The sequence below is a fragment of the Undibacterium sp. Ren11W genome (genome assembly GCF_049340485.1).
GTDB lineage: Bacteria > Pseudomonadota > Gammaproteobacteria > Burkholderiales > Burkholderiaceae_D > Undibacterium.
Genome location: NZ_JBMPPB010000016.1, coordinates 1 through 14,376 on the forward strand (window position 1 = coordinate 1; position 14,376 = coordinate 14,376).

The 14,376-nt window shown below is 48.2% G+C and carries 10 protein-coding genes; 6 read left to right on the plus strand and 4 right to left on the minus strand.

The window, feature by feature from the left end; all coding sequences use genetic code 11:
• Positions 1–207 precede the first annotated feature (207 nt).
• From ACO0K8_RS22130 to ACO0K8_RS22140, 3 genes are read right to left on the minus strand one after another with little or no spacing between them, the layout of a single operon-like run.
• Positions 208–672 carry a rhodanese-like domain-containing protein gene (locus ACO0K8_RS22130; protein WP_422948829.1) on the minus strand — a complete coding sequence of 155 codons (465 nt, stop codon included), beginning with the start codon at positions 670–672 and terminating at the stop codon, positions 208–210.
• Positions 673–722: 50 nt separating this feature from the next.
• A complete protein-coding gene (gene fdhF / locus ACO0K8_RS22135) occupies positions 723–3,605 on the minus strand; it encodes a formate dehydrogenase subunit alpha (protein ID WP_422948830.1) in 2,883 nt (960 codons plus the stop codon).
• The gene (locus tag ACO0K8_RS22140) at positions 3,602–5,317 is read right to left on the minus strand and encodes an NADH-ubiquinone oxidoreductase-F iron-sulfur binding region domain-containing protein (RefSeq protein ID WP_422948831.1); all 1,716 of its coding nucleotides are present in this window, start codon (positions 5,315–5,317) and stop codon (positions 3,602–3,604) included. Before ACO0K8_RS22140 ends, fdhF begins: the two co-directional genes overlap by 4 nt.
• Positions 5,318–5,814: 497 nt before the next feature.
• Between ACO0K8_RS22140 and glnA the strand changes: the two genes are divergently transcribed.
• From glnA to ACO0K8_RS22170, 6 genes are all read left to right on the plus strand, one after another.
• Positions 5,815–7,230, plus strand: coding sequence for a type I glutamate--ammonia ligase (glnA, locus tag ACO0K8_RS22145; protein ID WP_126126722.1), 1,416 nt, complete (start codon positions 5,815–5,817; stop codon positions 7,228–7,230).
• A gap of 143 nt (positions 7,231–7,373) precedes the next feature.
• Positions 7,374–7,853 carry a DUF4124 domain-containing protein gene (locus tag ACO0K8_RS22150; RefSeq protein WP_422948832.1) on the plus strand — a complete coding sequence of 160 codons (480 nt, stop codon included), beginning with the start codon at positions 7,374–7,376 and terminating at the stop codon, positions 7,851–7,853.
• A gap of 148 nt (positions 7,854–8,001) precedes the next feature.
• A complete protein-coding gene (gene glnL, locus ACO0K8_RS22155; RefSeq protein ID WP_422948833.1) occupies positions 8,002–9,075 on the plus strand; it encodes a nitrogen regulation protein NR(II) in 1,074 nt (357 codons plus the stop codon).
• 85 nt (positions 9,076–9,160) lie between these two features.
• Complete coding sequence (ntrC, locus tag ACO0K8_RS22160) at positions 9,161–10,681, plus strand: nitrogen regulation protein NR(I) (RefSeq protein WP_422948834.1); 1,521 nt, start codon at positions 9,161–9,163, stop codon at positions 10,679–10,681.
• Positions 10,682–10,753: 72 nt separating this feature from the next.
• Positions 10,754–11,242, plus strand: coding sequence for an arsinothricin resistance N-acetyltransferase ArsN1 family B (locus ACO0K8_RS22165; RefSeq protein ID WP_422948835.1), 489 nt, complete (start codon positions 10,754–10,756; stop codon positions 11,240–11,242).
• A gap of 206 nt (positions 11,243–11,448) precedes the next feature.
• A complete protein-coding gene (locus ACO0K8_RS22170) occupies positions 11,449–12,276 on the plus strand; it encodes an HDOD domain-containing protein (RefSeq protein WP_422948836.1) in 828 nt (275 codons plus the stop codon).
• A 66-nt stretch (positions 12,277–12,342) separates the two neighbouring features.
• On the opposite strand, the gene ACO0K8_RS22175 is transcribed toward ACO0K8_RS22170, so the two are convergent.
• Positions 12,343–13,962: an NAD(P)/FAD-dependent oxidoreductase gene (locus tag ACO0K8_RS22175; RefSeq protein WP_422948837.1), complete on the minus strand. Its 1,620-nt coding sequence runs from the start codon at positions 13,960–13,962 to the stop codon at positions 12,343–12,345.
• Positions 13,963–14,376: the final 414 nt, after the last annotated feature.

The following is a 14,376-nucleotide window of genomic DNA, read 5'->3' on the forward strand; positions in this document are numbered from 1 at the left end:
GGCGGTTGAGATGGGTGAATTTCATGGCGTGTCCTTTCGGCTTTGAACACCACAAAGGTACTCCATCTCCTATCTCAACCCTTTGTTTTTTTGCCCTTGAATGTCGCAATTCGAAGTTTACGTCGCATGCCTAGTCTGCAGCCCGCATGGAATATGCGCGCTGGGCTTGCTTGAATTTGAATTTTTTGACGCTATTTTTGACTATTCTCAAGCACCTAGCCAAGGCAGTGCCGCGCTGCACCAGCCGCCCACCGTCTTGCGATGACCATGTACATCTTTATCGCCTTCAAAACCTTGCAAGATATCGTAGCATTGGCTGTAACCGTGCTCCGTTGCCAGCTTGGCGCCGTGACGTGAACGCACACCTGAGCGGCACAAAAATAAAATGACGGTATCGGTATCCGGTACCGCGGCCTTTAATTGTGCGAGGAAATCGGGATTTGGCGCACCGCCTGGGTACAGACTCCACTGCACCGCCTGATGTTGTGCTTCCGGGATGCTGACGCGACCGACCCAATCGCGCTCAGCATTGCTGCGCACGTCGACTAGAATAATCTTGTGATCTGCTTGCAATAGCGCCCATGCATCCTCTGGCGCGACCGCACCTGCGTAGGGCAGATTGTGATCCATGCCGAATTGCTGGGCGTCATCGAGTAAATTGGTGGTCATCATAGTTCCTTTGGAAATGGGATTTCGTCCTGAGGATTTTACTGTGCTTCGCGTTACTCGGCCAGATTAGTTGAGATCGCATGCATCGCCTGGCCACCGCCAAAACTGCTTTGCACTGGTATCTGACCGCCAGCGGTAAGTTTCACTGCACAATATTTAAACTCAGGAATTTTTCCAAATGGATCTAACGCGGAATTGGTCAGTTTATTGATCGCCGCCTCGTAATAGCAGAACGGTACAAACACCGCGCCACGTGGGGAGCTATTGTCGGCTCTGGCGTATAGACTAACCGCGCCACGGCGTGAGCTCAGCGTGATGATGTCGCCCGCCTTGATATGTAAGGCGATCAAATCCTCGCTATGAATTAAGGCGACCGGATCTGGTTCTATCGCATCAAGCACACTGGCGCGGCGCGTCATGCTGCCGGTATGCCAGTGCTCTAACTGGCGACCGGTAATGAGCACCATAGGGTAATCGGCATCCGGTTGCTCGTCGGCTGAGATCAAGGCTGCCGGGACAAATTTTGCCAGGCCATCTTTGCTTGGAAAACAATGGGTAAACACCACCGCTTCGCCCGCATCTTCTTCATGCAGACAAGGGTAGGTGACGGCACCATCGCGCTCCAGTCTTTGCCAACTGATGCCGGCGATGCTAGGCATGCAGTGCCGCATTTCTTCGAACACTGCAGCGGCATCCGGGTAGTTCCAAGTGAGCCCCATACGCTGGGCGATTTGCTGAATAATCCATAGGTCTTGGCGGGCATCGCCTGGCGGCGGTATCGCTGGTTTGCCAAGTTGTACGGTACGGTCGGTGTTGGTAAAACTGCCGGTTTTTTCTGGAAAGGCCGAGGCTGGTAAAATTACGTCGGCGAAGTAGGCGGTTTCGGTCAGGAAAATATCCTGCACTACCAGATGTTCCAGTGCCGCCAATGAGGCGCGCGCTTGATTCACGTCGGGGTCAGACATCGCCGGATTTTCTCCCATGATGTACATACCACGGATTTTTCCTTGCTCCTCCGTCTGTACGATCGCATGCATAATTTCGACCACGGTCAGGCCGGGTTGGCTATCTAGGCTGCCGGGCGCGAGTTGCCAGAGCTCTTCAAATTTGATGATGTTTGCAGGCTCGCTAACGCGCTGATAGTCGGGGAACATCATAGGAATGAGGCCCGCATCAGAGGCACCTTGTACATTGTTTTGGCCGCGTAAGGGATGCAGGCCGGTGCCGGGGCGACCGATCTGGCCCGTCATCAAAGCCAGAGCGATCAGGCAGCGCACATTGTCGGTGCCGTGTATATGTTGAGATACACCCATGCCCCAGAAGATCATCGCGGTCTTGGCCTTGGCATACAATCTGGCGACCTCGCGTATGGTATCGGCGGGAACGCCGCAGATTGCTGCCATTAGCTCCGGTGGATAGTCGAGCAGATGTTGCTTGATGGCCTCGAAGCCGCTAGTGCGCTGGGCGATGAAGGTGTGATCAATCAGATCTTCCTGAATGATCACGTGCATCATGGCATTTAGTAAGGCGACATCGGTATCGGGATTAAATTGCAGGAATTTATGCGCCAGTCTTGCCATATCTGATCTGCGTGGATCGCAGACGATTAGCTTGCTGCCTTGTTTTACCGCATTTTTGATCCAACTGGCACCGACCGGATGATTCACACTAGGATTGGCTCCGATCACGATGACCACATCAGCCATTGCAACGTCCATGATAGGGTTGGATACGCTGCCCGAGCCTACTCCTTCCAATAGCGCGGCAACCGAAGATGCGTGACAGAGGCGGGTGCAATGATCGACGTTATTGCTACCAAAGCCTATCCTGACTAATTTCTGGAATAAATAAGCCTCTTCATTGCTGCCTTTGGCCGAACCAAAGCCGGCCAGAGATTTTTTGCCATGCTGATCGCGTAAAGTGACTAATTTTCCGGCGGCGAAGCTGAGTGCCTCATCCCAACTGGCTTCGCGGAATACCTCCATCATATTTGCCGGATCCATCTCTACATCGGCGCGCTTAGTCACGTCACTGCGGCGTATCAGTGGCACTGTCAATCGCTGTGGATGGTGCGCATAATCAAAACCATAACGTCCTTTGACACATAGGCGAGCATGGTTGGCGGGGCCGTCGCGGCCTTCAACGGCGATGATTTGTTTATCTTTGACGTGATAGGTCAGTTGGCACCCGACTCCGCAATACGGGCACAGAGAATCAACTTTTTGATCCGGTAACTGTTGCGCCTTAGGGTTGGCCGGTAGCAGCGCGCCGGTCGGGCAGGCTTGTACGCATTCACCGCAAGCGACGCAGGTCGATGCGCCCAAAGCATCATCCATATCAAACACGATCTTGCTGTCAGAACCGCGAAATGCCAAGCCGATGACATCATTGACCTGCACCTCGCGGCAGGCGCGCACGCAACGGGTGCAGAGTATGCAGGCATCCAGATTGACTGCAATCGCCGGGTGTGATCGATCATGTGCTTGTGCTTGTGCTTGTGCTTGTGCTTGTGCTTTGCGAGCAGCGAAGCGCGTTGCCTGTACTCCAGCCTGTTGTGCCCAATGCTGCAATTCGTTGGCGCAACTGTCGGCTTTATTTTCATTCGGAGGTGCATCGGCCAGCATCAGTTCTAATACCATCTTGCGCGCCTTGAGTGCGCGTGGGCTGCTGGTTTCTACTTGCATGCCTGCACTGGCATGACGGCAGCAAGATGCAGCGAGCGTTCGCTCACCGTTGACTTCTACCATGCAGACGCGGCAATTTCCCGCCGCTGCCATATCGTCTTGGTAGCATAGATGCGGGATTTCTATACCTACTCGCTTGGCGATACTGAGCAAGCTTTCATTGTTCGTGCAGGCGATAGCTTGACCGTCGAGCTGTATTTCGATTGCAGTATGTGCTGCAGTGGCGCTGCTAGCCAAGGCTGAGCTGTTCATGGTTTTTCCTGCGCTAGATTGAGTTCGTGCGGAAAGTATTTAATCACGCAATCGACAGGGTTGGGGGCTGCTTGCCCTAGTCCGCAAATCGATGCGTCGTGCATCACAGCAGACAGATCCTGCAGTAGCGGAATATCCCAAACCTCTTGTGAGATCAGGTGCAGTGCTTTGGCGGTGCCCGCGCGGCAAGGCGTGCATTGGCCACAGGATTCATGTTTAAAAAACGCCATCATGTTTCTGGCAGCGGCAATTGCGCTGTCGTGCTGGGAAAGTACAATAATTGCGGCCGAACCGATGAAACAACCATAGGCTTGCAAAGTATCAAAATCTAATGGCAACAGGCTTAACGAGGCCGGTAAGATGCCGCCCGATGCCCCGCCCGGTAGATAGGCATATAAGACATGGCCGTCGGGCATGCCATCACAATATTCTTCTATCAGTTCTTCCACAGAAATCCCGGCAGGTGCCAGATATACGCCTGGTTTATTTACTCGCCCGGACACCGAAAAGGAGCGCAAGCCAGAGCGCCCATGTCGACCTTGGTCGCTAAACCAGGCACTGCCCTTTTTGAGTAAATCGGGTACCCAATACAAAGACTCAAAATTGTGGACCAGGGTGGGGCGATTAAACAAACCAACTTGTGCCACGTAAGGTGGGCGCAAACGTGGCAGGCCGCGTTTGCCTTCTATCGAGGCGATCATGGCCGACTCTTCACCGCAAATATAGGCCCCGGCACCGCGGCGTAAATGTATCCGAGGCATGCCAGCAACCGGTGGGTTTTCTTGTAACTTAACCAGCTCGGCCTCAAGCATGTGGCGGCAGGCGTGGTATTCGTCACGCAAATAAATATACACTTCGGCGATATCCACTGCCCACGCAGCAATCAACATACCTTCTAGAAAACGATGCGGGTCGCGCTCTAGATAATATCTGTCCTTGAAGGTGCCGGGTTCGCCTTCGTCGAGATTGACTGCCAATAAACGCGGAGCAGCTTCGGCAGCAACGATGCGCCATTTACGGCCAACGGGAAAACCAGCTCCACCCAGACCACGCAAGCCGGATTCTTCCATGCACTTAAACAGGGCTTCCTTTTCAAATTTCCCGTCATGGCATTTTTGTAATTCTTGGTAGCCATCTTGGGCTTTGTAGGTTTGGTAATCAATATAATCTAAAGTCTCGGCCTCGCTATTTTTTTGTTCGATCGCCAGATTGATTGCGAGTAGGTCGGCGTTCGGTATGGCATGCTGACCTAGGATCGCCGCCGGTGCTTGTTCGCAGCGACCTAGGCAGGGCACGCGGAGAAGGTGTATCGATTTGTTTTCGGCATTGTCTAAGTAACGGTGCATTTGTCCGCATAAATGCGTAGCGCCTGCCATTTCGCAAGAAAGCCCATTGCAGATCCGTAAGCTGATCTCTGCGGACGTGTCGGCATGCTCTTTAATAATAGTAAAGTGATGGTAAAAACTGGCGACTTCAAATACCTCGGTTTGTGCCAAATGCATTTCTTGCGCCAGTGCCGCCAGATGGGCGTCGGTAAGACTGCCAAAGTGATCGTTAATCGTATGCAAATGTTGTATCAGTAGATCCGCTTGCCGAGAGACTATACCTAAAACAGTGCGTACTTCTTGCAACGCTATGGCATTTACTTGACGTCCCTTGTTTTTTTGCCGCTTAATCTCTTTACTGCTTAGTATTGGGATGATGGGGTGCATGGCGGCCGATTCAACTGAGGTTTGTGAATATAGTAAGAATAATAAATCTAAGTCGATATGTCAGTTTTTTTAGCTTGCTAGCCAAGAATAAAACCAAATCAGGAGTGCCAAGGGCTAACAATGATCTGTGCAAAATAGGAATTTCATAACTCGCACAAAATAAGTGCAAATTTTTAGTTTAGTTTAAATATGCCCTTTTTAAGTGCTTATTGACTTTCTTGCTCCATTTTGGTGCGTTTGCGATGTTGGGTGGCTTAGGTCGCATTTATTCCTTGTATCGAAAAGCATAGCGAAAACAAGGATTTAGCGTTCGCTCCATAGAAAGTGGTTTTGGCTTGAAGATGGCACGGAATCTGCTATGATCTTCAATTGAGTTCTGCTGTCAGCTTGATACTCCCTATTTCAAAAAACTAGGTGTTTAGCAAGATGTATGCGCCGGCTAGCAGACGGCTCAGCAATTTTCGAATTTATTTATAGATCTATTTGAGGAGTTTTACATGGCAATGACAGCCGCAGAAGTCTTGAAAATGGCGAAAGATAACGAAGTTAAATTCGTTGATTTCCGTTTTACTGATACCCGAGGCAAAGAACAGCACGTCACTGTGCCAGTTTCTCATTTCGATATCGATAAATTTGAATCTGGTCACGCCTTTGACGGTTCCTCCATCGCTGGTTGGAAAGGGATAGAATCCTCAGATATGCTGTTGATCCCAGATCCTAGCACTGCCAATATCGATCCTTTCATGGAAGAAACAACATTGTTCATGCAATGTGACGTGATTGAGCCTACCGATGGCAAAGGCTATGACCGTGATCCACGCTCTATCGCTAAGCGCGCAGAAGCCTACTTGAAATCGTCCGGTATCGGCGATACCGCTTACTTCGGTCCAGAACCAGAATTCTTCATTTTCGACAGCGTACGTTGGAAAATCGACATGTCCGGTTGCTTCGTGAAAATTGATTCTGACGAAGCCTCATGGACTACTGGCGAAAAACTCGAAGGCGGCAATACTGGTCATCGTCCTACTACCAAAGGTGGTTATTTCCCAGTTCCTCCAGTTGACAGCTTCCAGGACATGCGTTCTGAAATGTGTCTGATTCTGGAGTCTTTGGGTATTCCGGTTGAAGTGCATCACCATGAAGTTGCTGGTGCTGGTCAAAATGAAATCGGTACCCGCTTCTCTACTCTGGTAGAACGCGCTGACTGGACGCAAAACTTGAAATATGTTGTATGGAACGTTGCTCATACCTATGGTAAGACAGCTACTTTCATGCCTAAACCTATCGTTGGCGACAACGGTTCTGGTATGCACGTACATCAATCGATCTGGAAAGATGGTAAAAACCTGTTCGCAGGCGACGGCTATGCTGGTTTGTCTGATTTTGCTCTGTACTACATCGGCGGTATCATTAAACATGCCAAGGCATTGAATGCGATCACTAATCCAGGTACTAACTCTTACAAACGTTTGGTTCCAGGTTACGAAGCACCGGTAAAATTGGCGTACTCCGCTAAAAACCGTTCAGCTTCTATCCGTATTCCTTATGTCGCGAATCCTAAAGGTCGTCGCGTTGAAGCCCGTTTCCCAGATCCTCTGGCAAATCCATACCTGTGCTTCTCCGCACTGATGATGGCGGGTCTGGACGGCGTGCAGAACAAGATACATCCAGGTGAAGCTGCTTCTAAAGATCTGTACCATTTGCCTCCAGAAGAAGACGCGTTGATCCCAACAGTTTGCGCATCTTTGGAAGAAGCTTTGGATGCATTGAATAAAGACCGCGAGTTCCTGACACGTGGCGGCGTATTTAGTGACAGCATGATCGATGCTTACATCGAGTTGAAAATGCAAGACGTGCAACGTATGCGCATGACAACTCATCCTGCTGAATTTGATATGTATTATTCACTGTAATAACAGCTGAATTTGGATGAGCATTAAAAAAGCGGGGATTTCCCCGCTTTTTTTCGTCAAATTGTTACCGAGTATTGCACTGCAATTGTGCTAACGCCCGGCTTGGCATACACTGAGCCCGTTAGTTACCAAATGGCCCTACTATGAATCGAATATTTGCTGGTTTTCTTTTTTTCTGTGCTTTAGCTGCGCAGGTTCACGCCGAAACCGACGTGTATTTGTGCGTCGATGAGAATGGCAAGAAAGAATATAAAAATACAGGTGCGACCAAGGGGTGTAAAAAAGTTGAGTTGGAAGGCATTACGGTCGTTCCTGCGCCGCCCATTTCTAAGAAGGTAAGTGCAAGCCCGACGTCCACGCCTACCAGCTTCCCTAAGGTCGACGACGGCACTCAAAAGGCGCGCGATTCGGATCGCAAGCAAATCTTGAGCGATGAGTTGAAGACAGAAGATCAGAAATTGGCAACTCTGAAAAAAGAATATAACAATGGTGAACCTGAACGTCTTGGTGGAGAGAAAAATTTCGCCAAATATCAAGAACGCACCACGATGATGAAAGACGAAATTAGTCGCACTGAAAAAAACATAGAAGCACTAAAAAGGGAATTAGGCAATCTAAGGTAAGCCCAGCTCTTAGTTGTTTGTATCGTTAAATGAGCGATGTAAGGTGTTTTGATGTTAGAAATATTTTGCAACGGCGATAAAGCGATTTCAGGCATGATGTTTGCATATTAAGGTCGCTGTACGCGGCCTTTTTTTATTACTGATCACTTTGAAAACACCACTCACTTCACTCGCTGGCTTGGATTTGCTCACTTCCGCTGTCATCGTACTGGATGCCGATAGCTGCATCATGTATGCCAACGCAGCAGCAGAGAGTTTACTCGGGAGCTCTTTTAAGGCCCTGACGCATCAAAGGTTATCTGATTTATTTCTAAATGGCGAAGAGTTATTGGCTGTGTTTGAGCAAGCCGTAGCGCATCAGTTTGCCGACAAGCGCCAGGATCTCACACTAGAACGCAGTGGTAGGGATGCCTTACATGTGCATAGCATCGTTACCGCCCTGGATAATCCCGATTCTCCGGTGCTGATAGAGTTGCGTGAAAACGTGCAGCAGTTAAAGCTCGATCGAGAAGAGCGCATGTTAGATCAAAGCAAGGCGAATAAAGAGTTGATCCGTAATCTGGCGCATGAAATTAAAAATCCTTTGGGTGGCATAAGAGGGGCCGCGCAATTATTGGAATTGGAATTGCCGGAGCGTCACTTAAAGGAATTGCGTGAATACACGCAAGTTATTATCAAGGAAGCAGATCGTTTGCAGACCTTGGTTGATCGCTTGTTGGCGCCGCATCGGTTGCCACACATAGTTGGTGATGTGAATATTCATGAAGTCTGCGAGCGGGTGCGTAGTCTGATGGTGGCGGAATTTCCACAAGGGCTAACAATCAAGCGCGATTACGATTTGTCTATACCAGAATTTCGCGGCGATAAAGAGCAGTTGATACAGGCCGTACTCAATATAGCGCATAACGCAGCACAAGCCTTGAGCGAGCGCATTAAGTTAGGGGACGCAGAAATTATTTTTAGAACCCGAGTAATGCGTCAGATGACGTTGGCAAAAGTGCGTTACCGATTAGCATTGGATTTACATATTATTGACAATGGGCCCGGCATCCCCGATGAAATACGTAATCGTATTTTTTACCCGCTCGTTTCGGGAAGAGACGGCGGTAGCGGACTTGGACTCACCCTCGCTCAAACCTTTGTCGAGCAGCACTTGGGGGCGATAGAGTGTGAAAGCCGACCGGGTTGCACTGACTTCAGAATTTTAATCCCACTCCCTTAAAAAAATCTGAGTGGGAAAACGTAACATCATAAGTGTTACTAACATCGATATGCCTAACAATTACCGACACGGAATGCAAAACGATATGAAACCAATCTGGATAGTGGATGACGATGATTCAATCCGCTGGGTGCTAGAAAAAGCACTGGCGCGTGAAAATCTTGCGACAAAAAGTTTCACCAATGCTCGAGACGCAATGACCGCCTTGCAGAGTGATATGCCACAAGTTCTTGTCTCCGATATTCGCATGCATGGCGCGTCTGGTTTGGAGTTGTTGCAAACGGTCAAAGCTAAATATCCAGGTTTGCCCGTGATTATTATGACGGCTTTTTCTGATCTCGATTCTGCGGTTGCAGCGTTTCAGGGCGGCGCTTTTGAGTACCTCGCCAAACCTTTTGATTTAGCCAAGGCAATCGAGTTAATTCGACGCGCGATGGACGAAAGTCTGCGTGAAGCAAGCGTAGAGCAAAATATTTCCGAGACGCCTGAAATTCTTGGTCAGGCACCCGCAATGCAAGATGTGTTTCGCGCAATCGGGCGCTTATCGCAATCAAACGTCACTGTTTTAATTACCGGCGAGTCCGGTAGTGGAAAGGAGTTGGTGGCGCGCGCCTTGCATAAACATAGTCCGCGTTCTTTGCAACCATTTATTGCCTTAAATACGGCCGCAATCCCTAAGGATTTACTTGAATCAGAATTATTTGGTCATGAACGCGGCGCTTTTACCGGAGCACAAGCGACCCGGCGAGGGCGTTTTGAGCAAGCCGAAGGCGGCACTCTGTTCCTGGATGAAATCGGTGACATGCCTTCCGAATTGCAGACAAGATTGTTGCGTGTTCTGTCAGACGGTCATTTTTATCGTGTAGGCGGCCATCAGCCTATGAAAGCGAATGTCAGAGTAATCGCGGCCACCCATCAAAATTTGGAGTCTAGAGTCAAAGATGGTCTTTTTAGGGAGGATTTATACCACCGCCTCAACGTGATCCGATTACGTTTGCCTAGCCTGCGTGAGCGACGTGAAGATATTCCGCTCCTGACAAAGTTTTTTTTGGCTCAAAGTGCCAAACAATTGGGTGTGGATATTAAGCGCATGTCAGACCCTGCGTTGAATTTCTTATCCGGCTTAGACTTCCCTGGGAATGTGCGTCAGTTGGAAAATCTATGTAATTGGATAACAGTCATGGCCCCGGGGCAAACTGTGGAAATCTTTGATTTGCCACAAGAATTATTGCATCCGGATCACTCGTCAGAGTTAAGTGTGGAGCCAATAATTGGCGCAGCCAACCATAATCATCAGCTAAATGCTGAGTACGCGCTAAATCCACCTCAAGCTTCACATACTGCGCCCTTAAATCATTCTGGGGCGCAGCAAAGTAGTGATACTTGGATGAACTTGCTCGAGAGTGAAGCGAGCACGATGCTGGCACAGGGACAATCCGAGGTCATCGATAAATTGGGAAAGGTTTTTGAATCTGTGGTGATTAAGGCTGCCTTGCGACACACCCACGGACGCAAAAACGATGCCGCTATACGTCTCGGCATAGGTAGAAATACGATCACCAGAAAAATTCAAGAATTGGGAATTGACGGAGTGAAGGACGATTGAGTTTTTTATGCGCCATTGCTTCTTACGTTTGAAGAATTCTCTCTCTTAAATTTCAGTTAAAAAGTAGACGATATGACGATCATACGCCCCGTAAAAACGGCAGATGCCGAAGCTATCTGCAATATTTACAATTACTATGTCGAAAATACGACTATTTCATTTGAAGAGGCCGAGGTCGCTGCTTCAGAGATGTCGCAGCGAATTATTCGTTTCTCCGAGACTTTGCCTTGGTTGGTGATCGAAAATGATGGCATTGTTGTTGGCTACGCCTATGCTACTAAATGGCGAGAACGGTCGGCGTATCGCTTCTCGGTTGAGGTAAGTGTTTACCTGTCTCCTTTGGCGCTTGGTCGCGGTTGTGGTACTAGTTTGTATGAATATTTGTTTGACGACTTGGGTAAGTTAGGCGTGCATGCCGTTATTGCGGGGATCGCCCTCCCCAACGAAAAGAGTATTAAGTTACATGAGAAAATGGGCTTTCGTAAAGTTGCTCATTTTTCTGAAGTGGGGTTTAAAAATAATCAGTGGGTAGACGTCACATACTGGCAAAAATTATTGTAAATCAGCGTATTTGTTGAGTTTGCGCATCGCAAAATCGCTTCATAAAAAAACATTCCTTTCAAATATTTATCGGAGTATTATTTATCCGAGAGGAATATTTTTTCAACTATTCCCTTTCTTTTGATCACCATGTTTTGTGCGTAAGCTAGCTGCGCAAAGCCCTGCCGTCATAGGCTTGATGTTGCAATCACCGGAGGAGATGATCTATGAATTTCGATGCGCTATTTCAGCAACAGAATGCTTTACCTACCATACCTAAGGTCGTGCAAGAGGTAATTGACAGCTTTAACAACGATAATGTGTCGATTGATGAGATTGCTAAAAAACTAGGAGCCGATCAGGTATTGAGCGCAAAACTGCTGCGTCTTGCAAACTCGTCCTACTACCATGCATCAAAAAGTATAGGTACGGTCGATGATGCGGTTTTAATGCTAGGCTTCATGACGGTGCGGACCTTGGTCATTAGTAGTGGTCTAACGGGGGGATTCAAGGCCATGCCTGGGGTGGATCTCAAACAGTTTTGGCGTTATAGCATGCATACTGCAGTGGTTGCAAAATGGATCGCTAAGCAAATTCACGGCAATTCTGATTTCGCTTTTACCGTCGGATTGATGCATGCGATTGGGCAGTTGGTTATGCATGCCGGAATGCCCGAACAGACTCTGCAAATAGATAAAATTGCAGGACCCCTTGATTCCCGTCGCCTCGGCGTTGAACAGGCTTCATTTGGATACGACTTTGCTGATGTTGGTGCGGAGTTGGCAAAACGCTGGCGTTTTCCAGATAATTTCTCTACCGTGATCAAGTCTTTTCCTGATCCTTTGCACTCGGCCTCTTTTGAACCCATGGCCGCCGTAATTCATCTTGCTTCCTGGTACGTCAGAGGAAATGAAAATAAATATTCGAAAACAGAACTTGAGGCAACCTTCCCAGCGGAAATTGCCAGTAAATTAGCGATTAGTGCTGATCTGCTTCTATCGACCATGCCACCTATCGCTGAACTTGCCGCCGGCTTAGATGATTTGATCAACTAGTCGAATGCTACTTCAAGAGATGTCAAGCGGCAGTTAGTCGTATTTGACATCTCCGTTGTCACAAATTCAAAAAGAATTCGCCTTGTTTTGAATATTCAGTGCCACTGCTTCAGCTACCTTAATTCCATCTATCGCAGCCGATAAGATCCCTCCAGCATAGCCTGCACCTTCGCCGGCAGGATATAGACCTTGAGTATTTATACTCTGATAGTTAGTGTCATTTCGCTTGATTCGTATCGGAGACGATGTGCGAGTCTCTATACCCGTCAGAATAGCGTCGCTCATCGCGAAGCCCTTAATTTGTTTTTCAAATTCAGGTAGGGCTTCTCGTATTGCATCGATCGCGTAAGTAGGTAGTGCTAAGGCTAAATCGCACATGGTAATTCCGGGCTTATAGGATGGAATCACGCTGCCAATTTCAGTTGAGGGGCGTTTCGCTATAAAGTCGCCAACTAATTGGCCGGGCGCGTTGTAGTTCTCGCCGCCAAGCTTATAAGCGAGAGATTCTAGTTTGCGCTGTAAATCTATTCCTGCCAATGGATGCTCGGGGTAATCTTCTGGAGTGATTCCGACCACGATGGCGCTATTTGCGTTGCGTTCATTACGGGAATATTGGCTCATGCCATTGGTGACGACGCGTCCCGGCTCTGAGGCGGCCGCAACCACAGTGCCGCCCGGACACATACAGAAACTATATACGGAACGCCCATTTTTAGCATGGTGGACTAGTTTGTAGTCGGCCGATCCCAAAATTTTATTTCCAGCATTTCGTCCGAAGCGCGCTTGATCAATAATGGATTGGGGGTGTTCGATCCGAAATCCAATCGAAAATGGTTTTGCCTCAACATAGATGCCGCGCTGATGAACCAGTTCGAATGTGTCTCTGGCACTATGACCGATAGCGAGTATGACTTGATCTGCAGCCAAATATTCTTGATCATTAATGGTCAAGCCTAGCATTTGACCGTCTTTAATATCTATATCGGTTACTTTTTGCCCGAAACGGATTTCTCCGCCAAGTGCCTCAATGTTGGCACGCATTTCCTCTATCATTTTAACCAGACGAAAGGTGCCTATATGTGGCTTGCTGACATACATAATTTCGGACGGAGCGCCAGCTTTGACGAATTCAGTTAATACTTTGCGGCCATAGTGTTTAGGATCTTTAATCTGACTCCAAAGCTTTCCGTCCGAAAAAGTACCAGCCCCACCTTCGCCGAATTGCACATTTGACTCAGGATGTAATTCTCTCTTGCGCCATAAGTCCCAGGTGTCTTTCGTGCGCTCGCGAACTGCTTTACCGCGCTCTAAGACGATAGGCCGAAATCCCATTTGCGCCAAAATTAGAGCTGCGAATAAACCGCATGGACCAAATCCAATAATTACCGGCCGCAGCTTATAGTCCGCTGTTTTCGCGTGAGCCACAAAGCGATATTCGGTATCAGGGGATGCGCTTATACTCGTATTCCCTTGAAAACGTTTTAGAAGCTCTACTTCATTGCTCGTCAATACGTCCAAGGTATAGATCAGGACGATTGCTGATTTTTTTCTGGCGTCGTAACTGCGCCGAAAAATAGAGAAATCAAGAAGGTCTTTTTCTTCGATGGAAAGCCTCTTGATTATCGAAGTTTTAATGTCCGATTCTTGATGGTCGAGAGGTAGTTGTATGTCGGTTAGACGTAGCATAATCAATACTTAAAAAATCAGGTAAGCATCTACCGCGCACTTGCTCGGCAAATTAAAACGCTATTTTAACTGTTGTAAGCTCTCGCGCCCAAATCACTCATTTATAACAGTGCTAAAGCGAAGTGACCCACCTGCTAAATCATTTAAACAAAAGCTTGCCAAGCGAGAGCAAGCTTTGCTATAGTTCGCCTCCCGCTGAAGAGCGGGGCGAAATGAAGAAAGTAAGGCAGGCAAAGCAATCCCTGGTTTGAATTGAGAAACACAGTAAATTCAAACGCTAGTAAAAGAAGGGGTTGACGAGCAGAAGGAAATGCCGCATAATCTCATCTCTCTGCTGCTTACAAACAAAACGCTTTGTAGCAATCTGGCAGAAAAGCAACGCAGTCGGTGCAAATCGATAGTGAAGCGAAAAAT

Bases quoted from the DNA above. Each gene is read 5' to 3' on its own strand.
- fdhF (WP_422948830.1), bottom strand. From the start codon at position 3,605: ATGAACAGCTCAGCCTTGGCTAGCAGCGCCACTGCAGCACATACTGCA.
- ACO0K8_RS22170 (WP_422948836.1), top strand. From the start codon at position 11,449: ATGAATTTCGATGCGCTATTTCAGCAACAGAATGCTTTACCTACCATA.
- glnA (WP_126126722.1), top strand. From the start codon at position 5,815: ATGGCAATGACAGCCGCAGAAGTCTTGAAAATGGCGAAAGATAACGAA.
- ntrC (WP_422948834.1), top strand. From the start codon at position 9,161: ATGAAACCAATCTGGATAGTGGATGACGATGATTCAATCCGCTGGGTG.
- ACO0K8_RS22140 (WP_422948831.1), bottom strand. From the start codon at position 5,317: ATGCACCCCATCATCCCAATACTAAGCAGTAAAGAGATTAAGCGGCAA.
- ACO0K8_RS22150 (WP_422948832.1), top strand. From the start codon at position 7,374: ATGAATCGAATATTTGCTGGTTTTCTTTTTTTCTGTGCTTTAGCTGCG.
- ACO0K8_RS22165 (WP_422948835.1), top strand. From the start codon at position 10,754: ATGACGATCATACGCCCCGTAAAAACGGCAGATGCCGAAGCTATCTGC.
- ACO0K8_RS22130 (WP_422948829.1), bottom strand. From the start codon at position 672: ATGATGACCACCAATTTACTCGATGACGCCCAGCAATTCGGCATGGAT.
- ACO0K8_RS22175 (WP_422948837.1), bottom strand. From the start codon at position 13,962: ATGCTACGTCTAACCGACATACAACTACCTCTCGACCATCAAGAATCG.